This is a genomic window from Alloprevotella sp. (assembly GCF_057240785.1).
In genome coordinates, this window is record NZ_DBHHRH010000030.1 from 79379 (window position 1) to 101303 (window position 21925).

General features: G+C 46.7%; 17 protein-coding genes and 1 tRNA gene. 11 read left to right on the forward strand and 7 right to left on the reverse strand.

All coding sequences use genetic code 11. From position 1 onward, the window contains the following. Nucleotides 1-783 precede the first annotated feature (783 nt). The 3 genes from tyrS (at nucleotide 784) to ACO4R2_RS06600 (ending at nucleotide 4248) form a co-directional block, all read left to right on the forward strand. Nucleotides 784-2079: a tyrosine--tRNA ligase gene (tyrS, locus tag ACO4R2_RS06590; protein ID WP_484769634.1), complete on the forward strand. Its 1296-nt coding sequence runs from the start codon at nucleotides 784-786 to the stop codon at nucleotides 2077-2079. 56 nt (nucleotides 2080-2135) lie between these two features. Then, entirely contained in the window at nucleotides 2136-2897 is a 762-nt protein-coding gene (locus tag ACO4R2_RS06595) for a tetratricopeptide repeat protein (RefSeq protein WP_484769635.1), read from the forward strand. 106 nt (nucleotides 2898-3003) lie between these two features. Then, on the forward strand, nucleotides 3004-4248 hold the full coding sequence (locus tag ACO4R2_RS06600) for a tetratricopeptide repeat protein (RefSeq protein ID WP_484769636.1): 1245 nt from the start codon (nucleotides 3004-3006) through the stop codon (nucleotides 4246-4248). A gap of 40 nt (nucleotides 4249-4288) precedes the next feature. On the opposite strand, the gene ACO4R2_RS06605 is transcribed toward ACO4R2_RS06600, so the two are convergent. Further along, on the reverse strand, nucleotides 4289-5467 hold the full coding sequence (locus ACO4R2_RS06605; RefSeq protein WP_484769637.1) for a THUMP-like domain-containing protein: 1179 nt from the start codon (nucleotides 5465-5467) through the stop codon (nucleotides 4289-4291). Between the two features lie 182 nt (nucleotides 5468-5649). Between ACO4R2_RS06605 and ACO4R2_RS06610 the strand changes: the two genes are divergently transcribed. The 3 genes from ACO4R2_RS06610 to ACO4R2_RS06620 all read left to right on the forward strand — a co-directional run bounded on the left by ACO4R2_RS06610 (nucleotide 5650) and on the right by ACO4R2_RS06620 (nucleotide 9694). Next, nucleotides 5650-6939, forward strand: coding sequence for a histidine phosphatase family protein (locus tag ACO4R2_RS06610; protein WP_484769638.1), 1290 nt, complete (start codon nucleotides 5650-5652; stop codon nucleotides 6937-6939). A gap of 166 nt (nucleotides 6940-7105) precedes the next feature. Continuing rightward, entirely contained in the window at nucleotides 7106-9490 is a 2385-nt protein-coding gene (locus ACO4R2_RS06615) for a hypothetical protein (protein WP_484769639.1), read from the forward strand. A gap of 36 nt (nucleotides 9491-9526) precedes the next feature. Beyond that, nucleotides 9527-9694: a hypothetical protein gene (locus ACO4R2_RS06620; protein ID WP_484769640.1), complete on the forward strand. Its 168-nt coding sequence runs from the start codon at nucleotides 9527-9529 to the stop codon at nucleotides 9692-9694. Nucleotides 9695-9988: 294 nt separating this feature from the next. Here ACO4R2_RS06620 and ACO4R2_RS06625 read toward each other — a convergent pair whose 3' ends face one another. The 4 genes from ACO4R2_RS06625 to gmd form a co-directional block, all read right to left on the reverse strand. After that, a complete protein-coding gene (locus ACO4R2_RS06625) occupies nucleotides 9989-10294 on the reverse strand; it encodes a helix-turn-helix domain-containing protein (RefSeq protein ID WP_484769641.1) in 306 nt (101 codons plus the stop codon). Continuing rightward, complete coding sequence (locus ACO4R2_RS06630) at nucleotides 10278-10607, reverse strand: type II toxin-antitoxin system RelE/ParE family toxin (RefSeq protein WP_315091791.1); 330 nt, start codon at nucleotides 10605-10607, stop codon at nucleotides 10278-10280. Before ACO4R2_RS06630 ends, ACO4R2_RS06625 begins: the two co-directional genes overlap by 17 nt. Nucleotides 10608-11017: 410 nt before the next feature. Further along, the gene (locus ACO4R2_RS06635; protein ID WP_484769642.1) at nucleotides 11018-12226 is read right to left on the reverse strand and encodes a GDP-L-fucose synthase family protein; all 1209 of its coding nucleotides are present in this window, start codon (nucleotides 12224-12226) and stop codon (nucleotides 11018-11020) included. 3 nt (nucleotides 12227-12229) lie between these two features. Further along, the gene (gene gmd, locus ACO4R2_RS06640; protein WP_484769643.1) at nucleotides 12230-13324 is read right to left on the reverse strand and encodes a GDP-mannose 4,6-dehydratase; all 1095 of its coding nucleotides are present in this window, start codon (nucleotides 13322-13324) and stop codon (nucleotides 12230-12232) included. 237 nt (nucleotides 13325-13561) lie between these two features. On the opposite strand from gmd, the gene ACO4R2_RS06645 reads away from it, so the two are divergent. The 4 genes from ACO4R2_RS06645 to rbr all read left to right on the forward strand — a co-directional run bounded on the left by ACO4R2_RS06645 (nucleotide 13562) and on the right by rbr (nucleotide 16003). Beyond that, on the forward strand, nucleotides 13562-13963 hold the full coding sequence (locus ACO4R2_RS06645; protein ID WP_347719909.1) for an HIT family protein: 402 nt from the start codon (nucleotides 13562-13564) through the stop codon (nucleotides 13961-13963). A gap of 79 nt (nucleotides 13964-14042) precedes the next feature. Continuing rightward, nucleotides 14043-14116 (forward strand) — tRNA-Ile (locus ACO4R2_RS06650). A gap of 190 nt (nucleotides 14117-14306) precedes the next feature. Next, nucleotides 14307-15398: a TraB/GumN family protein gene (locus ACO4R2_RS06655; RefSeq protein WP_484769644.1), complete on the forward strand. Its 1092-nt coding sequence runs from the start codon at nucleotides 14307-14309 to the stop codon at nucleotides 15396-15398. A gap of 62 nt (nucleotides 15399-15460) precedes the next feature. After that, nucleotides 15461-16003, forward strand: a complete 543-nt coding sequence (rbr, locus tag ACO4R2_RS06660) for a rubrerythrin (RefSeq protein WP_311489861.1) — start codon at nucleotides 15461-15463, stop codon at nucleotides 16001-16003. A gap of 524 nt (nucleotides 16004-16527) precedes the next feature. Here rbr and greA read toward each other — a convergent pair. Together greA and ACO4R2_RS06670 are read right to left on the reverse strand one after the other, a co-directional pair. Continuing rightward, the gene (greA, locus tag ACO4R2_RS06665) at nucleotides 16528-16995 is read right to left on the reverse strand and encodes a transcription elongation factor GreA (protein WP_311489862.1); all 468 of its coding nucleotides are present in this window, start codon (nucleotides 16993-16995) and stop codon (nucleotides 16528-16530) included. Nucleotides 16996-17186: 191 nt separating this feature from the next. Next, on the reverse strand, nucleotides 17187-17936 hold the full coding sequence (locus ACO4R2_RS06670; RefSeq protein ID WP_484769645.1) for a tetratricopeptide repeat protein: 750 nt from the start codon (nucleotides 17934-17936) through the stop codon (nucleotides 17187-17189). A 255-nt stretch (nucleotides 17937-18191) separates the two neighbouring features. Between ACO4R2_RS06670 and ACO4R2_RS06675 the strand changes: the two genes are divergently transcribed. Further along, nucleotides 18192-21614 carry a hypothetical protein gene (locus ACO4R2_RS06675; RefSeq protein ID WP_484769646.1) on the forward strand — a complete coding sequence of 1141 codons (3423 nt, stop codon included), beginning with the start codon at nucleotides 18192-18194 and terminating at the stop codon, nucleotides 21612-21614. Nucleotides 21615-21925 lie beyond the last annotated feature (311 nt).

Consider the following 21925-nt stretch of genomic DNA (forward strand, 5'->3'; position numbering starts at 1 on the left):
ATCCCCGAATTGCGTTGGTACTTTTCTTTACTCATAAATACCTGTACAATTCGGGGATGAACCCTCTTTTTCTTTCCGCAATATCCTTAAGTTGGTATTGCGGTTTTTTGTTGGATCTTTGTATTGCAAGTGTAGATGAGTGAAGAGGTGTACGAGTAGAAGTGCGTGCTGTGCGACACCTCGGAGGTCGGGAATGGAAATTGTTACTTCTCCCACGGGTCCGCCCTTCGGGCATCACCCGCGGTTACGCATGGTGTGTCCCCGCTGGGGACATTATTATTGCGTTCGAAAATACAATAAGGCTGTCAGCTCACATCCTTATTGCGTCAGCCAGCACGCTTATTGTGTCAGCCAGCGCGCTTATTGCGTGGGAGCTTACACCTAAGAAACGTTGAACTGAAGAGAGCTACAATCTCCTCTCCTGTAGTTTGATTTTTTGTTGTCACGTCGTCACGTTGTCACACTTTGCGGTTAAACACTTGAAATAATGAGTATTACGAGCGTAACAACAGTGTGACAACAAAATAGAACCACATGAGTTGTTGTCACGCATATAAGCGTTTGTCGTTCAGTATGTTTGAAAGATCTGTGACAACGTGACAACAAAATGATGAAATTTTCAGGAGAGGGCGAGAAACTATATTTATCATCGATATGTCTTGTTCTTTTCGTTCATATTTGCAGCAGAGGGCGAGAGAGAAAACCTCCTGTCGTGCGAACATATACTATTCCGAGAAAAAGGCGTATCTTTGTACGCAAAATCATAAAACAGATAAACAAACGATGAATTTCGTAGACGAACTCAAATGGCGCGGTATGCTCCATCAGATGATGCCGGGCACAGAAGAACTTCTTGCAAAAGAACAAGTAACGGCTTATGTAGGTATTGACCCTACGGCTGATTCCCTCCATATTGGTCACCTGTGTGGCATCATGATGTTGCGCCACTTGCAGGATTGTGGTCATAAACCGCTCGCGCTTGTTGGCGGTGCTACGGGTATGATTGGCGACCCCTCCGGTAAGAGTCAGGAGCGCAATTTGCTCGATGAGGAGACTTTGGCGCACAACATCCGTTGCATCAAGGAGCAGCTCTCTCGCTTTCTCGACTTTGAGTCCGACGCTCCCAACCGTGCCGAACTCGTCAACAACTACGATTGGATGAAGGGTTATTCCTTCCTCAACTTTGTTCGCAATATCGGTAAGCACATCACGGTGAACTACATGATGGCGAAGGATAGCGTTCAGAAACGTTTGAACGGTGAAGCTCGCGATGGTTTGAGTTTCACAGAGTTCAGCTATCAGCTCCTCCAAGGCTACGACTTCCTCCACCTCTATCAAGAAAAGAACTGCAAACTGCAAATGGGCGGTTCGGACCAGTGGGGAAATATCACGACAGGTGCCGAATTGATTCGTCGCACACTCGGTTCTGAAAATCAGGTGTTCGCCCTCACGTGTCCGCTCATCACGAAAGCCGATGGACGCAAGTTTGGTAAGACAGAAAATGGCAATATCTGGCTCGATGCCAAGCGTACTACTCCTTATGAGTTCTACCAGTTCTGGCTCAATGTGGCCGACGATGATGCCGAACGCTATATCAAGATTTTCACTACACTTTCTCAAAGCGAAATCACAGCCATCATCGACGAGCACCGTCAGGATCCAGGTTGCCGCACCTTGCAGAAGCGACTTGGCGAAGAAGTGACGAAGATGGTTCACGGTGAGGAAGAATACAAGAAAGCCCTCGAAGCCTCCAACATCCTTTTCGGAAAGGCTACGAAGGAGAACCTCCTCAAGCTCGATGAAGCTACGCTCTTGGCTGTCTTTAGCGGTGTGCCCCATTTTGAAGTGAGCCGCGCCGAAGCCCTTGATGCGAAAGCCGTTGATCTCTTTGCAGAAACCACTAAGTGTTTTGCTTCTAAAGGCGAAATGCGCAAACTTGTGCAGGGCGGAGGAGTGAGTCTGAACAAAGAAAAACTCGAAGCGTTCGACCGCACTATCACTGCCGACGATCTCCTCGATGGAAAATATCTCCTCGTGCAGCGCGGTAAGAAGAACTACTTCCTCATCACAGTGAAGTAAGAGAAACTTTCGTGCTCATCGAGCCGGTTCGAGACACACTCAAAATATCTTCGAAGATGGACGAAAAAGAATTAGAAAAATATACAGCAGCGGCTGAAGCTGGCGATGCTTCGGCACAGTACAATTTAGGTGTTCTCCTGTCCGAGGGCGACAAGAAACAGCAGAAGAAGGCTTTTGCTTGGACGCTCAAATCAGCAAAGCAGGGCTTTGCCAAGGGGCAGAGTTTGTTAGCCCATTTCTATACCAACGGTATAGGCGTGGGTCAGAACCCCGATAAGGCTTATGATTGGTATAAAAAGGCGGCTATGCAGGGTGAAGCAAAAGCCGAACGCTTTATGGGTTTGGATGCTCTGCATGGTATTGTGGGCGAAAAAGATGTTGAAGCGGCAGCCGAATGGATTCGGAAAGCTGCTGCCCATGGTTCGGACGATGCCTCTTGCGACTTGGCGGGAATGTTGCTGCGCGGAGAGGGGATGAAGCAAGACCTTGATGAGGCTTACCGTCTCTTTGAACAATTGGCAGAGAAAGGTCTTCCTGCTGCAAAATATAACCTTGCCATCTTTTGTTTGGACGGCTATCCCAACGGGCGTGAAGCCCAGCGCGCTGTGCAACTCTTAGAGGAGGCAGCAGCAGGTGGAGTGCCAATCGCCAATGTCACACTGGCGCAAATCTATATGGAAGGCGTTGATGATGTGCAGCAGGATTTCGACAAAGCAACAGACAGTGTTGCGCCACTGCTCAAAACTGGACCTGCTCCTTTGAGGCGTATCGCCAAAGATGTGCTGAAAGAAATCGACCGCCTCGAGAGCGAAAAATAAGACAACAGAAGCTACTCAATAGCTTTTATACTTAATCGGACGAGTTAGACAGGTCAAGCCGGTCGGACTCGTCCGCTTTTTTCTTTTTATCTTATCTCAACAAACCATGCGTACCCCCTTTCTTCTCCTCTCCTTTATGCTCTCCCTCGTCCTTACTGCACAACCCGCACAAAATGAGTATCGATGGGGAATGGCCTATTTGCGCTCGGAGCAGTATACTGAAGCTGTTAAGTCGCTCACAAAGGCGGCCGAAAAGGGCAATCCTGCCGCGGCTGTGCAGCTCGGTATGCTCTATCATCAAGGGCGGGGTGTGGAGCAGAACGATGAGCGCGCTGTTGAGTACTACGGGCGTGCAGCTCAGAAAGGTGATGCCAAGGGGCAGTACCTCTTAGCCAATATGATGCAAATGGGCATCGGCACGCCGAAAGATCCCGCAGCGGCAGCTTTCTATTACGCTAAGGCGGCGCGCCAAGGCAATGTGGAGGCGCAGCGCGAACTGGCAGAGATGCTCTATCGCGGCAATGGCGTGCAACGTGATCGCAAAGAGGCGGCGCGTTGGTATACCGAACTGGCAGCGCGCCCCGATTCCAACGCGCTCTTTATGCTCGGCGGAATGTACGAATATGGCGATGGGGTGAAAAAAGACTCGTTGCGGTCTACTGCTTATTATCAGCAAGCGGCGCGTTTGGGACATTCGCAAGCCATGCTGACTTTGGGCTATCACTACGCTGCCACGCGTCCCGACTCGGCTGAATACTGGTATCAGAAAGCAGCCGATTTGCAGTTGCCCGAAGCACAATACAATCTGGCGCTGCTTTATTTCAGTCGCGGAAACGTTGCGCAGGGTTTACCATTCTTAGAAGCCGCCGCGCGTTTGCATTATGCCGAGGCGGAGAACAATTTAGGGAATCTTTATGCCGAGGGGCGTTATGTGGCGAAAGACCCTGTGCGTGCTTTTCAACTTTATAAACGGGCAGCAGAGCAACGACTTCCCGAGGCACAAAATAACTGTGGAAATATGCTCGAAGCAGGGGAGGGGACAGCTGCCAATCCTGCCAGTGCGTTGGAGTATTACGCCCGTGCAGCGGCGCAAAACTATGCCGAGGCGCAATACAATCTGGCGCGACTTTATGCCACGGGGACGGGAACAGCACAAGATTGGCAAAAAGCGGCCACATGGTTTGAACGTGCCGCTCAACAAGGCAAACCCGAAGCACAATATAACATCGGTATTCTCTACCTCCGCGGTCAAGGTGTTACGGCCGATGCGACAAAAGCTCACCACTATCTCCGCTTAGCCGCCCAGAGTTCCTCTCCTGTTGCCGCGGCTGCTCGCGCTCTTCTCCACTAATTTTGTTTTATTCAAGACTCAGCCCTATTTGAGTAAGGTATCAAATGGGGCTTTTCTTACACGCTATCAGCAAATGCTCATCCTCGCCGCAGGTGGTTGCAAACCAGTATTCGTCACCGCCTTCTTTTATTTTGAGCCGCTTGCGGAGTTCTGCCACAGAGGCGGGGAAGTTACGCACCGTTAAGTTGGCTTGGCGCACATCTCCCTTAAAAGCTTTTAGTTCTTGCTTGTTGAAATGGCTGTGGCGAACCACCTCGAAAGTTCTACCGGGGAAGTTTTCGATGTGTTTGTCAGAAGTATAGAGATGACTATTGGGATGGAATTTCTGCAAGCCGAAACGTACTGCCGGAAGTTTGTATGCTCCCGCTTTCAAGATGGCCGCATTGGGTTCGTAGAGATAGCGGAGGGGGGTGGAGGCATAAGCGGGTAGGGAGGTACTCTCTTCGTCAGCGCGAAAACTAAATGTTTCTTCATCACAACAAAAGATAGTGGGCGAAACCATTTGTTTTTGCTGCATATTGAGCACCAAGAGAAGATCCTTACATTCTCCGCGCTCCGCCACGATGTGCACTTCTTCCGTACGATCCAACTGGCTCATAGCGCGGTGAAGATCGAGCATGGGCGAAAGTTTCAGCATCACATAGTGTGCTTTCTCTCGAAAAAGCGGGAGCAGTTCTATAACGTTCGGTTCACAATCTTCTAATAGCACCGTTTTGCGCCCAGCAGCATCGCGGCGCGCAGGATCGAGAAACAGCAAATCAACAGTGCTCATCGTGTGCAACAGTTCTGTACCGTCGCCCGCTAAGCAATGAGCGTGTTCAAGCCCCAAGAGCGGGAAGTTGTGCGCTGCTATTTCTGCGAGCATTACATTGCGCTCAATGTAAGTGGCCTCTCGAAAATGTTTCGCCACGAAAGAGAAATCAACACCCAATCCGCCCGTGAGGTCTACCATCGTAGCGCCTTCGGGCAACAAGCGTTCCACTACTGCCGCTTTGTAGCGTGCCGCCTTTTCGCCCGAGCACTGCTCCAACGCCAAGCGTGGCGGATAGCGAAGTCCGTCCACCGCCGCCCACGATGGCACTTTCGTGCGCAGTCGTTGCCACCCCTCAATCTGTTGCAGGATGTAAGCCGTATCGAGGTCGTTGCGCCCACTGAGTTGTAAAGCCAGGCGGGCAACATCGTCCGTGCGGTGCTCTCGGATGTATCTTTCTTCTTTCATACTGCAAAAGTACAGCTTTTTGTTAGAGCATAAAAAGAGAAGCCTCTCAATGCAAGAGGTATCCGAACACTTCCCCTCATGGGAAGCTGGAGGGGGCTTCCTTTTCCCTCTTTTTCTCTCCCTTTCTCTTGAAAAGTCTTTCTAAATCGCTAAATTCGCGACATTAAAAAAATGTTCTCTCTATGAAGAAATCAGCACTTCTCCTTCTCTTCGTTTTTGCAGCTTGCACTGCTTGGGCGCAGGTGGCACGCGAAGAAATCTTTGCCGATACTCATCGCTCGGCAGCTAACTATTATGCCTATCCCACTCCGAATGCCAAACTGACACCAGCACCGAAGGGATACGAACCTGTTTATATCAGTGCGTATGCTCGTCACGGTTCGCGCTGGCTCATCCATCCAGAACAGTACACCAAGCCGCTGCAAGTCCTGAAGAAAGCTGCTGCGGCAGGAATGCTTACTCCTGCAGGGCAGCAGGCGCTTGTTGCAGTGGATAGCGTGTATCGCATGGCGAACAAACGCTTTGGCGAACTCACAGAAAAAGGTGCGCGCCAACATCGCGGTATTGCACAGCGCATGTACAAAAACTTCCCCACGGTTTTTGCTGATGGAGCGGTGGTAGATGCTCGCTCAACGGTTGTCATCCGCTGCATCCTCTCCATGGCTAATGAGTGTTTGCAGTTGCAAGCAGAGAATCCGCGTTTACGCATCAAAACGGATGCCAGCTATCACGATATGTACTATTTGAACGATGAAGACCAGCCTGCCATTCAACGTTTCCGCCATAGCGATGCTATTAAGGCAGCACTCACCAAGGCTTGGGAAGAAAATGTGAAGACAGATCATCTTATGAGCGTTCTCTTTCGCGATGCCGCTTATGTGCGCGATAGCGTGGATGTGGCTTCTTTCGCCAACAACCTCTTTTCCGTGACGGCTAATATGCAGAGTTGCGATACAAAGCTCGATCTCTATCGCTTTTTTACGCCAGAAGAGTGCTACGGCATTTGGAAATATAGAAATTTGGAGTGGAGCATTCGTTATGGCGATAATAGTCTCTCAAAGGGTGTGATGCCCTATTTGCAGAACAATCTCTTGCGCAATTTCTTAACCACGGCCGACAGTTGTTTGCAGAAGTCCGTACCTGGCGCAACGCTCCGGTTTGGCCATGAAGTGGTGGTTCTGCCGTTAGCTTGTTTGATGGAGCTTGGCGATTGTGGCAAACAGCAGGGAGGCGATGCCAATCTGTTGGCAGAAAAATGGCGCAATTATGACATTTTCCCGATGGCGTGCAACATTCAGTGGGTGTTCTATCGTAAAAAGAAAAGTAAAGATCTTCTCGTTAAAGTTTTACTCAATGAGCACGAGATGTCGCTCCCTGTTGCTACTACGCAAGCACCCTACTATCGGTGGGAAGATGTGAGAAAATACTATCAAGAAAAACTCTCACACTTCCAAATCCCTACCGAAAAATAGCATTTCCTAACGCCTGCAACATTTGTTGTAGGCGTTTTGTAAACAAACGGAATGAAAAAAATATAAAAAAGTTTTTTATATTTATTATTTCTTTGCTTATCTTTGCGCCCAACAGATTACAAAAACTACAATACAATACCATATTACTTAATCAATATTCAATTACATGAGGAAAATTACTTCACTCTTGATGTGCTCACTATTTTATGCAGTGGGTGCATTTGCACAAAACTGGACGCCGAACGTAAGTTCGTCCACTGCTACAATGAAAGTAGCAACAAGTCGTGCAACTTCGGTGACGGCTGCTACTGCTGGAACTGACAATGATCACTGGTACATCCTTACTCAGAAACGTAATGGCGAATCTGCTACTTATGATGCTGGTAACGGACAAACACTGAGGCGTCAATCTACAACTTACACCGCTAGCTACTTTAATACAAAGAAAGCATCTGAGAATACCAATTTCTTGGTACGCTTTATTACGACAGATAATGGTGCATACAATGTGCAGTTTGCCAATGGTCGCTATGTTACTTCTAATTTGACTTCTGGTGCAACTCCGGGAACTTATAAATTCTATGCTATCAGTGGCAATGATACTGGTGACTTTGGTTGGAATCTTTCTTCAAATGGTTCTGATTTTCAGAAAATTGTAGATAATAATGGTGCTGGTAATCCTTTAGCTTTTTGGAGCAATGGAGAAGTAAAAAATAAGGGCGGTAACAACGACTGGTTTGTCTATCCCGTTACTTTTGTAGAGGAAGCTCCTTTGACTATTACTTATAATGTAGTTTTCAATGGTGAAACAGTAGCTACGGGAACTTCAGTACAGTTCTCTGGTACTCCTGCCGCTTTGCCCGCTAGCTTGCAGAACGACTATTGCAGCTATACGCTCAGCAATGCAACAGTAGATGCTACACATACAACCATTACTGCTACTGCTACAAGCAATGCTCCTTTCCAATTCTCTGCTGATGCAGAACACGCTACTTGGTATTATCTCCAACTTCGTCCTGCAAGCAATAAGTCTTATTTGAGTGCTAATACTGAAGATAAGATGATGGGGCAAGCTGATAAATTCAATACAGCAGAATTCAAGTGGGCTTTTGTTGGTAATCCTTATGCAGTGAAGGTTATCAATAAAGCAAATGGTGATACTGCAGCTTTGGCATACGAAGGTGCAGTGAAAGTAGCTCGTCCTGGTAGCCCTATAAAGGTTGTTGCAGGTAGCTCTATGGCTTGGATGCTTTGCAAGAATGGTGATAAAGGTTTCACCCTTCGTTCAACTGAAAATGCTTCTTGCTATCTCCACAATCGTGTAGATGATGGTATCACAACGCTTTCTGCTTCAGAATGGGGCGGTGTAGCTTCTGATGAAGGTTCTACCTTCAAGGTGACAGAAGCTCCTCTTGAGGATGATTACAATACTCAACTGATTGCTGATTTCTCTAGCTGGTTTGATGTTGAAACAACTCCTACCCTTAATACTTATTTCACGCTTTCTACTTCAGACTACAATTCTCTTAAGGCTCAGTACACTACGCTGAAGACTACTTGCACAAGAGAAGAATACGAAGATTTCGTTGAGAATTTCTATCATGCTGTGAAATATCCCAAAACGGGTTACTACTTCTTGAAGAATACGGTAGGTGGCCAGTATGGATATCTCTATGGTGATGGCACGCAGTTTATCGGTAATGCCGCTAAACCTGCTGTGAATTCTGTTGTTCATCTTGAGGAGTATGAAAGTGAAGGATATCATTTCTATGCTATCAAAGTTCAAGGTCAGTATGTAGGTGCTGCTACTAATAGTACAATAGTTGTTCCGTCTAAAAACCCCACTTTCTTCTATGTTGATATTAAAAAACCTGGAGTGATTGCTCTTTCTGCTAATCCTGACGATGCTTTCTCTTATTTGCATGTAGCAAATACTCGTGGTTATGCTGTCGTGGGTTGGGATGCTCCTTCTCCTGCTTCTCAATGGACTGTAGAAGATGCAACCCACTTCGAAGTTTCTCTCAACGCTGTTAATGGCAAGAGCTATGCAACATTCTGCGCACCGTTCGGTGTAACTGTTGCTGATACTAAGGCTAATACGTTGAAGATGGATGCAAGCAAGAAGTTTGTTACTCTCAACGAAATCGCTGAAGTTCCTGCAAACACTGGTGTTCTCCTCGTGAACGAAACAGGTGCTACAACTGCTACCGTTACTATCAAGGATGACGCAACTGCAACAGTTTCCGACAATGCTTTGGTTGGTACGCTCGCTCCTCATGCAAAAGAAGCTGGTGACCTCTTCCTTGGCAACAACGAAGGTGTAGTTGGTTTCTACGATTGGGCTGGTACATCTCTGGTTGCTAACCGTGCATACATCCCCGCAGCTAAAGCAGCAGGTCTTCGCGCTCTGCTCTTCGATAACACTACAACAGGTGTGAACGCTGCAACGCTCAACAACGCTTCTCAGAAGGTCTTCGACCTCCAGGGTCGCCGCGTAGAGAAGGCTCAGAAAGGTCTCTATATCGTAAACGGCAAGAAGGTTGTTCTCTAATTTCTAAATCTTAACAACTAAATAAAACGAATACAAATGAAGAAGTATATCGTACCTGCCGTAAAGGCGATGAATCTCGAATTGGAGAATCTCATAGCAGATTCTATGGGCGCCAATGGAGGTGTAACGACTCCAGTAAATAGTGGTGGTTGGACACGTGAAGATATTTGGAACGCTTCCGACTGGTCAGAAGACGAGGAATAATCCTTTCATCTTTGAATAAATTGAGGGGAGAATCTCAGCACTTGTGAGATTCTCCCCTTTGTTGTATTTATAGCCTTCCCTTACTGTCTGTATCTCTGTATTGCAAGCGCGAAGGGAGTAACTCCTATATGGATAGGGGTGGCTGCTGTGCGACACCGCCGGTGTCGGAGAGTGGGTTTGTCTACCTTCCACGGGTTCGCCCTTTGGGCATCACCCCGCGGTTACGCATAGTGTGTCCCCTCTGGGGACAGTGGATGAGCACGTGATCCGCTCCTGTCCCCCTCTTCGTTTGCTTTACATCCCTATAGGATTAGTAATATCAATACGCAGGCCCAGCGCATTGATCAAGCGGAAAAACAATCCTACGCCAGGCTCTACCACTCCATTCTCAATCTTAGAAATATAAGACTTTGTTGTCCCTACACGCAGGGCAAGTTCGCTTTGTGACACTTTGGCTTCCTTGCGTGCTTGAAGAAGTAGTTGTGCTGCATAGAAAGCCTTAGCTTCTTCTTCGAAATGCAAGCGTTCAGGGCTGCCCTCTTTACCATATCGTGATTCTAATATGGCATCATAGTCTGTGATGTTATTCTTTTTCTGCATAGTATTGTTCTTTTATTTTTAATGCCTTTTCTATTTCCGTGCTCGGTGTCTTCTGTGTCTTTTTCTGAAATCCGTTGAACAACACAACTATTTGTCCATCATCAAAAATAAAAAAGACACGATAGATGTTCCCATTAAATTCCGTGCGCAATTCGAATAGGCCTTCTCGAATGAGTTTGACAAACTTTGTGGAAAGCCGCTCTTGAGTTTTCAGAAGCTGTAAGCCATAATCAATTTTTCGTCGCTCTCCTTCGCTTAGCTGTTCGATAAAGTCTAAAAAGTATCTTTTATAAACTCTTATCTTTCTGTTCATAGGGCAAAGATAAAAAGAAAGTTTCCATATAACGCAACTTTTTGTGGTTTATTAAGTATATAGGAAGAGAATTTTATTTGAAGATGAGTAGCAACTATACAGCTCCATTCTAGTCTCCGGCGGCGTCGCACTGCAAGCGTGGAGGGAGCATCACTTCCTCTCTCTAAGAAAAATAAACACACAAGAAGGACGCACTTCCCCATACTTTCCCCTCTCTTGATTGTGATCTCCGCCACAATAAGCGCGCCAGCTGACACAATAAGCCTCTCAGCTCACATCCTTATTGTATTTTCAAACACAATAAGGAAATCTACGCTAACCTTTCTTATATCTACACATCTCCTCCAGAAAAAGCTAAAAAAATCTTCAGAAGATTCTGAAGATTTTCAACATAATTGGTGTGATTTATTCTAATGTTCAAGACTTTCTTTGTACCAGCGATAGAGACGACTCACACCTTCTTCAATTTCCACGCGATGAGTCCAGCCAAGACTATGGAGCTTGTCAACATCAATTAGTTTTCGTGGCGTACCATTGGGCTTGGTTTCATCCCATACGATTTCACCCTGATATCCGACAGTATGAACAATGAGATCAGCAAGGGAACGGGTGGTGATTTCCTTACCTGTACCGATATTGATGTGGCAATTGCGGATTTCTCCCAAATCTGGAATAGCTCCACCTCGACCTTCACTGTTATCGCGGTTTACAGCGCCATCAGTGCGTGTTCCGTAAAAAACACTGGAGTATTTCTCCACACCAATAATATCCTTGAAATCAACATTTAGCAGTACATGGACACTGGCATCAGCCATATCTTCGCTCCAAAGAAACTCGCGGAGCGGACTCCCATCCCCCCATAGCGTGACACGATTGTCTTCGATGCCGTAGAAAGCCAATGCTTGAAGAATGCGCTCCTTAGAATCTTCACCGTCCACATTGCCCTCACCAATCTGTGCTCGTAGATTGTCCGTAGGATTTATAGGACGTTTGTTCATATCGGTGCGGATGGCGTCCCAATCGTTGTCATGGACGAGTCGGGCAAGGTAGATTTTTCGCATCATCGCTGGCATGACATGTGAGTTTTCCAGATGGAAGTTGTCATTAGGGCCGTAGAGATTTGTGGGCATAACAGCAATGTAGTTTGTACCATACTGCAAGTTGTAGCTCTCACACATTTTTAGCCCCGCTATTTTTGCAATGGCATATTCCTCATTGGTATATTCGAGCGGCGAAGTGAGCAGGCAGTTCTCCTTCATGGGCTGGGGAGCATTCTTTGGATAGATGCAGGTGGAGCCGAGAAAGAGGAGTTTTTGAACTTTGTGCGAGTAGGCACTACTGATGACATTGCACTGCATCTTCATGTTTTGCATGATGAAGTCTGCGCGATAAATCGAATTAGCCATGATGCCGCCCACGAAAGCTGCTGCAAGAACTACAGCATCTGGGCGTTCCTCATCGAAAAACTGCTCAACGGCGTATTGATCCGTCAAGTCGAGTTCTTGATGAGAACGTTTCACAAGGTTTGTATAACCACGCCGTAGGAGGTTTTCACAAATGGCCGACCCAACAAGTCCGTTGTGTCCGGCAACGTAAATTTTAGCTGTTTTCTCTAACATGTTTTACTTAACAATTCCCTTCTCCAAATATTCCACAAGATTTGTTCTGACTTGTTCGCTGGCTCGTTCTGCCGCCACTTTAGCCATGTCGCTATCAACCATAAGGTTGACGAGTTCTTCAAAACTGGTTTTATTCGGATTCCAACCTAATTTTGCTTTAGCCTTTGTCGGGTCGCCCCAAAGATTGACCACATCGGTCGGGCGGAAGAAGTCGGGCGACACTTCAATAAGCACTTCCCCCGTAGCCTTGTTGAGGCCTTTTTCATTGATACCTTCTCCATGAAATTCAAGTTCTATGCCCACACGCTTAAAAGCGTGGTAGCAAAATTCGCGTACGCTATGCTGAACCCCTGTAGCGATGACGAAGTCCTCGGGGACTTTGTTCTGCAGGATGAGCCACATACATTCCACATAGTCTTTGGCGTAGCCCCAATCGCGCAAGGAACTAAGATTTCCCAGGTAGAGCTTTTTCTGTTTCCCTTGCTTGATGCGTGCAGCAGCAAGGGTGATTTTGCGCGTCACGAAAGTTTCGCCACGGCGCTCGCTTTCGTGATTAAATAAGATTCCCGAACAACAGAACATACCATAAGCTTCGCGATATTCTCGAACAATCCAATAGCCGTAGAGCTTTGCAACAGCGTAGGGGCTATAAGGGTGGAACGGCGTATTCTCGTTTTGCGGCACTTCCTCCACTTTGCCGTAGAGTTCAGAAGTTGAAGCCTGATAGATGCGGCAACTGTCCGTCAGTCCCGTATTGCGAACAGCCTCGAGAATGCGCAAAACACCCGTAGCATCAATGTTGGCCGTGTATTCCGGAGAGTCGAAACTCACCTGCACATGACTTTGTGCCGCCAAGTTGTAGATTTCAGTGGGGCGCACCCTACCAATGACTCCCATAAGACTCATAGAGTCGCCTAAATCGGCATAGTGGAGATGAAAGTGCGGATGTCCTTCAAGATGGGCAATGCGCTCACGAAAGTCCACAGAAGAACGGCGAATGATGCCGTGCACTTCGTAATCTTTTTCTAAAAGAAATTCGGAGAGATAAGAACCATCTTGTCCTGTTATACCCGTGATGAGTGCGATGTTTTTTGCCATATTTTCTTAATGTGCTAATAAGTAAAAATACCCATAAAATTCTCTTATATCTTATAGAGAGATTACAAAAGTAGGAAAAATTGTCAGACGGGTACATTATTTTTATTACGAAAGGGAGGAAACTACTACAACACTATCATGCTACATCACAAAATTTCTGTATAAACCCGAGAGAAAGCGAGCCAATTCCAGCGAAAGTCCTTATCTTCGCCCTATATCATCAAAACATCATTCAGCATGACACTATTTAGCAAAATCGTAGCAGGCGAAATTCCCTCCTATCGCTGTGCAGAAAATGAAGAATTCTATGCTTTCTTAGACATCAGTCCGCTCTCACAAGGTCATACCCTCGTCATCCCCAAACGCGAAGAGGATTATTTCTTCGATCTCACCGACGATGAACTGAGCCGCATGATAGTATTCACGAAACGCGTAGCTCGCGCCATCAAAACGGCCTTCCCCTGCATCAAAGTGGGTATGGCGGTTCTGGGACTGGAAGTGAACCACGCCCACATCCACCTCGTCCCGATGCAAACAGAAGGCGACATGGATTTCCGCAAGGAGAAACTCCATCTCTCCGCCGAGGAAATGCAGCAAACAGCCCACAAGATTCTCACCGCTTTCGAGGCCGAAAAGTAAATTTTAGTCCCCTCATTTGGTAGAATCCCCAACTTTTTCTATTTTTGCAACGCAAAGTTCACTCACCGACCTTTGCGCCGGACTTGTAGCTCAGTTGGTTAGAGCAACAGACTCATAATCTGGAGGTCCTAGGTTCAAGCCCTAGCTGGTCCACACAAAGAAGAAATCAGTGATTTAGAAACTATCTAAGTCACTGATTTTTTCCTTTTTGTGAAATTGCAATATCTGTTTATCAGTACGCATTAGAACTTCAGTTTCTAACGATGATTTTTGTTTTTTATAGGCATAATTTGTGTGAGAAGCATTGTTTTATTTTAACTTTGCGACAGAAACACTTAAGAATATGATAAAGACGATTTTACGAGGCTCTGGAATGATTAGGGCTGTGGTTATTCTGATGCTGGGAGTTATCAGCATCTCTGAGGTTTCGGCTCAAACGGCAAAGAAGGATACGATTCCGAGTGCGCTGATGTATCGCATTTCGGGAAATGGACTTACTGCGCCATCGTATATCTTCGGGTCTGTGCACACCGTGCCCCACGAGTTTGTGAGTCGTAGCCAAAAGTTTATGGAGATTGCGCACAACGTGCAGCGCATCGTCACGGAAATCGACCATCGCCAAAGCAAGCTGTACAACGATTCAAACATGGCGTCTGCCAAAGCTCTCTCCGAGCAGATTCTCCCTTATATCATGCTCCCCGCAGATAGCCAAATGCAGGTCATAGCCCCCGCAAAATTCCATACCGTTGATTCGCTCTTACACCGCTATCATCTGGTGAAATTTCTCGTACCTACCGACACTTGTTGGTGGCACTACGAACCAGGAGTGTTTGCTGCATCAGCGGTGCAACTGGCGATGGAGATGTATGCCATTTTAGGACAAGAATACATTGGGGTGAAAACGGGGCAGAAATCAGTCATGATAGATGAATATATGAACGTATTGGCCGATTCTCTTCACAAGGACTACGCTCAGTTGGAGTCGCTCGAATATCAGAAAAGTCTGCTCCCTCAGATTATGATTGACTTCCGGAAAGTGAAAATTGATTCCACCTTTATCAACAAGATGCACCGTGGTCTTGCCAATCTCGGCCCTATCGCCAATAGAGCTAATATGCTGTATGAAGTCATGACATCGCTGGACGGGATGATGGTATATGCACATCAAATGCTCAAGGCATATATGAGTCAAGACGGGCAGCGCACAGCTCAAGTCATGGCAGCTACCGACAAGCAAGCCTTTCAGCAAATGGGGCAGCAGATTGCGCTCACAGAACGCAACGATCGCTGGATGAAAGTGATGCCCTCCATGATGAAGGAGAAATCGAACCTCTTCGTGGTTGGCCTCCTCCACCTCACCTACACAGATGCAGGCCCTGGCATTGTGGAAATGCTCAAGAAAGCTGGCTATACCATAGAGCCTGTCCGTATCTAAGAGCAAAAAAGAAAATAGAGAAAACGAACATAACATATAGTTTTACATAATAAGACATAACAATGAAAGATTTAAAAGGAACTAAGACAGAGAAGAACCTGGAAACCGCGTTTGCAGGTGAGAGCATGGCTCGCAACAAGTATTCTTTCTATGCTTCAAAGGCAAAGAAAGATGGTTTTGAACAAATTGCAGCTCTCTTTGAAGAGACAGCTCAAAACGAGAAGGAACACGCCAAAATGTGGTTTAAATACCTTCATGGTGGCAACATAGGCACTACCAGCGAAAACCTCGAGGATGCTGCAGCGGGCGAGAACTACGAATGGACAGATATGTACGCCACTATGGCGAAGGAAGCACGCGAAGAAGGCTTCACAGAGATTGCTGCTAAATTCGAACTCGTAGCAGCCATTGAGAAGCACCACGAAGAGCGCTACCGCAAGCTCCTCGAAAATATCGAGGAAGGCATCGTGTTTAGCCGCGACGGTGACCGCATCTGGAAGTGCCGCAACTGTGGCCACATCGTGATTGGTCCGAAAGCGCCTCAGGTTTGCCCAACCTGCAACCATCCGCAGAGCTACTTCGAGATTAACGCTGAAAACTATTAATAAACTGAGGTAACCGCTCCGTTTGTATGCCGACCAACTTTATGAGGTCGGCCGCAAACTGAGCACAGACCTTTCGCAACTTAGTTTTCAAAACTAAACATTTAAGGCTGTCATTTTGATGCTCTCCTGCATCGGTGACAGCCTTCTTTTGTAGATAAAAATGCTTAGATTCTTCTTCTTATAGCTCCGTTTGTATCAGACTTTCTTTTTTCTGTTGTCACACATTGAGTAGGAAGATTATGGGCGTGACAACAGTGTGACAACAAAAAATGTTGTCACTCAATTAAAGCTATTGTTTATCAACGCTTTCTCTCCTGCGTGACAATGTGACAACAAAAACTGCGTTTTTCTTGGACGAGAGAGAGGAGATATTCCCTCCACGCTTGCAATGCGATGCACTGCACTCACCTCTGCTCGTCTGAGTTGCTCTCGAGAAAGCAGTGTATAAAAAAGCGGCGAGCGCAGTTGTCTCCGATGGAGATATCGTGCGTTCGCCGCTTGTGGGGGATTTGCGGATTAAGCAATTAGGCAATAGAGATCTTTATGATTTCGAGTTGGATGATGCCTTGTGGAATTTTTACCTCAACAATGTCGCCCACTTTGTGGCCGAGCAATCCTTGAGCAATCGGTGTGCGACTGCTGATTTTACCTTCGCGCAGGTTGGCCTCGCTTTCGCTCACGATGGTGTACTTCATCGTCATACCGTTCTTCACGTTTTTCATTTCCACGGTAGAGAGAATCTGCACAGTCTCGTTGCTGAGCTTGCTGGTGTCAATGATCTTTGCGTGTGCAATAGTTTCCTTTAGTTGGTTAATCTTCATTTCGAGCATAGCTTGAGCTTCTTTTGCAGCATCGTATTCGCTATTCTCACTCAGATCGCCTTTGTCGCGCGCTTCTGCAATCGCTGCAGAGGCTGCGGGGCGGTCGATTCGTTCCATGTGACGAATCTGAGCTACAATCTTATCGTAGCCCTCTTGGGTCATGTAAGCCATTGTTATTTGTTGTTATTAGTTGTTCAACAATAGTACAAAAACAAAAGAACTCTCGCTTTAGACAAGTGAGAATCCTTTACATCCTGTATGTTATTTTTCGTTTCTGTTGGCAAAGGTAGGCTTTTAATTCAGACATACCAAATTTTTCCTGTTTTTTAACCCTATAGCGCAGATGCCAAGAGAAACGTTGTCTATTGTTCGAAGCCAATTTCTTCTAAGATAGTCAAAGCTTGTCGGGCAGCGGCACCACCCAGTTTGACCGCATGGCGGAGGTGAGGGAGAGCTTCCTGGTTGTGACCTTGGCGATGGAGGAGCTGCCCGATTTTGAGTTCTGCCTCGAGCAATCCTCGGGAGGCGGCCATATCGTACCAAGTGCGCGCTTCATCAGGTTTTTCAAATTCGAGCATCTCTCCTATATAATAAGGCGCGTAGAGATCGCCTTTATCGGAAGCTTTTTTGAAATATTTGATAGCTTTCTTGGGCGAAGCCTCCACACCGCGCCCCGAGCGATAGAGCAGGGCGAGATTGAACATTCCCAACGCGTGTCCCTTGTCTGCCGCCCGCTCGTAGTATTTAGCCGCCAGCGGATAGTTGCGCGGTTGTCCCTGTCCTTGTTCGGCCATCATCCCGAGGCGAATCAGCGCGCTGAGGTTGCCTTTCTTCGCCGCACGCTCGTACCAAGTGAGTGCCGTTGCGTAGTTGGCTTGTGTGGGGAGTTCGAGCGAAAGCATGTTAGCTAAGTCCACTTGTGCCTCGACGAGTCCTTGTTTAGCAGCCAAGGATAGGAAGTAAATGGCTTCTTTCAGCGTGGGCTCAAAGCGGTCTTCTCCCTCAGCAGGAGTAATCATGAGATCAAACTCGCGATAGCGATTGCCCAGTTCTCTTTGTGCTTCAGCATCACCAGCCAATGCCTTGTTGCGTAAGTATTCTTCGTTGTTCATTATTTTTCTTTTATCTGCGAAATTACGTATTTCTGTTGGATTTTTCTGCTTTTAGCTTCTCTTTTGTATAGTGCTCTTGTCATTTCAAGTAGTTAAAACTTTGCAAAAAGTTGGTATGTTTTAAGAAACGTATTATATTTGTCCGTCTTATGCGAAAGAAGAGTATCTTCAGGATACGCATTTTGCTGCATTTTGTATATCAAGATTACAAATAGAGACTTAAATAAATTGTTAAACTCAAAAAACTGTTACGTAATGAAGAAGATTTCTTACCTTTTTTCATTATTACTTCTATCTCTGATAGGAGTAAATGCGTATGCCCAGAAGTACAGTCTTGGCGAACAGCTGTCGGCAATCCCGACAGATGGTAGCAAGGTTGTTATCCAGAATGTTGGGCATAGCAAGTATTGGAATGGCGATGCGGATCTGACCGCCCAAGTGGGCGACGAGAGCCTCGTCATTTTCGAACCCACGGGCGAAGAAGTGAATGGTGAGCCCACCTATCGCTTCAAGCAAGTATCTACCGGCAAGTACATTCAGAATGTAATCCTTGATGGTGGTATGGACACTCAGGATAAGGGTGGTGCATGGATTCCTTACACTTCTAATCCTTCTGATGCTCTTGTCTTCACAGCAATGGCTGCTGAACAAAACAGTACCGACTTCCGTAAGAAGGTGACTGGTAAGTTTGTTGAAGGTGGTTTTGTGTTTGCTTCAACTTACACATACCTGAACAACAACAACCTGACAGCTACTTACATCGAGGCTGAGCACGTACATCCTTACCTCGCTCCTTGGACGGGTGGTACAGAATGGCTCATCTTCTCTGTGTCTGAAGCTCATGGTGCAGAATATATCGGCAATGCCATCAATATGTTCTATCCCAATGGCGAGCCCACTACGGATCAGTATTCTGTAGGTACTCTCCCTGGTCAGATCTCTCAAGCAACATTGGATGCTGCTAAGGCTGCATTCCAGGCTGCTGTTGCAGCTCAGGCTAACCCTGCTCTGACGGATGCTGAGGCTGAAACTCTCGTTCAGAACCTCAAATCTACTGCTGAAGCTCTGAAGAATACGAACCCAGTAACTGCTGGTTACTACTATCTGAACGATAGCCGTGCTACAGCAAGCCATGCTTACGACAATGGTTCTAAACTGATGATCAAGAGCGGTGTGACTCATGAATCTCCCGCTACTGTTAACGATGTTGCTTACATCTTCCAGTTCATCCCAACAGGTGAGGAAGGTAAGTTCTATATCAAGAACTTCGGTACAAGCAACTATGTGAAGTATACGGGTGCTAATACAGCTTATGCAACTTCTTCTGATCAGTTCGCTTGGACTGTATCTAAGAGTACATTCAGCAGCAATACATTCAATATTGGTAAGACGGAGAGCGATGGTCTTTGGAATACATACACAAGCCAGGGCTTCATCTCTCAGTGGAACCAAAAGAACGATCCAGGTGATGCTTTCGTATTCACTCCGGTTCCCGAATCTGAGATTACAGCTCTTGTAAGCCAGGTGGCTCAGAACAAGCTCAATGTGGCTCTTAACGGTGTCTATGAAAAGGCGTCTGTTCTCAATTCAGAGTGCCGCGTTTATACTTGTGATGTTCCCAACAGAACAGCAGAAGGTTATGTAACTTTCGACGAAGCTGGTCTTGTTACTGACGCAGCTCAGTTCTCTTCTAATGCTAAGCAAGGCAACGAAGGTTCTTTCGAAGGTCTTATCGACAACGTTGCAGGTCCTAAGGGTGCTTCTGGTAACAACTGGTATTTCCACTCTGCATGGCAGGGCGCTATCCGTGAGAACCACTATCTGCAGGTGAACCTCAACGATGCTGTTCAGAAACCTCTCTTCCAGTTTGCTAAGCGTTACAACGCAAATGGCGTGAACGACCTCCAGCTCTTCCGCTTGCTCGCAACTAACGATACAACTGGTACTTGGGCTGACGAAGGCCTCTATGGTGTTAACTACACGCAGAATGCTATTATCGGTAGCGACACGCTGAAGAATGGCGCAGCTATGGTTGCTCCAACTCTCTCTCAACCTTATAAGTTCTTCCGCATTGTCTGCCTCAACTCAACGGGTAATCAGCAGCTCAATGGCTTCAAGTTCTTCCACATTGGTGAGTTCCGTGTCTACAACAACGCACAGCTCGACGCAGCTCGCTCTACAATTTCTCAGGTGCCTGCAGCTGATGTTGCAGCATTCGAAACTGCTCTTGCTGACGCTCGTCGCGAGTTGAACAATAAGGCTGCTACGCAAGCTACTATCGACGCTCTGACTCAGGCTTACGACAAGGTGAAGGCTGCTCTGCCCGATCCTTCTACTGTTAGATCTCTGCTCAACGCACTGAAGACTCAGCTCACTAAGCTTCCGTTCTCTGATACTCCTTCTGTTGGTTTCTTCCCCACAAGCGCTAAGACAGCTGCTCAGACTGTTGTAGACGAGGTTTCTACTCTCGCAAACAACAAGCCTAATGCAAACGACTGGACAGTTGCTGAACTTCAGGCAGCTCAAGCTAAGTTGGCTGAAGCTAAGAAGACACTCGAAGCTAAGATGGTTCTCCCAACAGCTGGTAAGATCTACACTATCCGCACTGCAACAAGCAGCACTGCTGACGGTCGTGCCGCTAACGCTCCTGTTTACGCTGTGAACAATGGCTTCGGTACTGGTATTCGCTATATGGCTCCTAACCAGTCTGGCGCTGACTCTGTGAAGGTAGACGATCACTATGGTTACAATTGGCTTGTTGAAAGCGTTGATGCTGCTAACCAGACTGTACGTCTGAAGAATATGGGTACTGGTCGCTACATGGATCTCCAGAACCAGTTGAACGCAAATGTTACCCTCTCTGACACTGCTCGCGACATCCAGCTCTCTTCTGCTTACGATGTTAACTCTGGCGCAATGAACATCAAGGTGGGTACTGACAAGTATCTCAACACTGGTGCTGCTGGTCGTATCGTAGCTTACAACGGTGATATCAAGGCAGGTTTGAACAATGGTGCATTCACTATGGCTGAATCTGCTCTCAGCACTGACGGTACTTTCGTAGCTGTTACTAAGGGTAAGGGTCAAATCATCACTATGCCGTTCGATATCGATGGCTTCTATGGTAATGGTAAGGCATACTCATTCTTGGGTCTCCACGCTACTGGCACTGACACTGTTCTTGCATTCCAGGAAATCTCTGGCACAATCCCCGCAGGTACTCCTGTTTACTATGTAGCTGATGCTAACGAAAATGAAGTTAACGTAGGTGTAACGCTCACTGGCGGTCAACCGACATTCGCTTTCGAAGGTAAGACTAACAACGGTATGATTGGTACTGTAGATGGTACGAAGATCACTAAGTTCACTTCTCTGAACTTCTACTCTGCAACTCTCTCTCCCGTACGTGCTTCTAACCCCGAATACATGAGAAATGTAGGCGCTAACAGCGGTTACTTCTCTGGCTTGGCAATGACTACTGAAGCTGGCGACCTCCAGGTGGCTCTGCCCAACAATGTTACTGCTCAGGAGCTTCTCAATGAGAACCTCTCAACGGGTATCGGCCTCGTAGTGGAAGGCAACAAGGCTAACGTTGTTTACGACCTCCAGGGTCGTCGCGTACAGAACGTGAAGTCTGGCCTCTATATCATCAACGGTAAGAAGGTTTTGGTAAAGTAATCAAATCATTTCTTCAATAATTCTCAAGGGCTGTCTCCGACAAAAGGAGGCAGCCCTTTTTTGTGTCTGTATGAATCCACTCACTGAAGACTGTCCCTTTCTTTATTCTAAGCGTCTTTTCTCACATCCCCTTTGAATGTATACATACTGCTTCAAAGCCGTTAAAAAACGCGTCTGTTGTGCCTTAAAATACTATAAGGAAGCTGACTGGTAGCCTTATTGCGTCAGCTGATACAATAAGGCTGTCAGCCGACATCTTTATTGTATCTACGCTCCCAAAGCATCGAGGCATAGAGACGTGTAATTCTTAG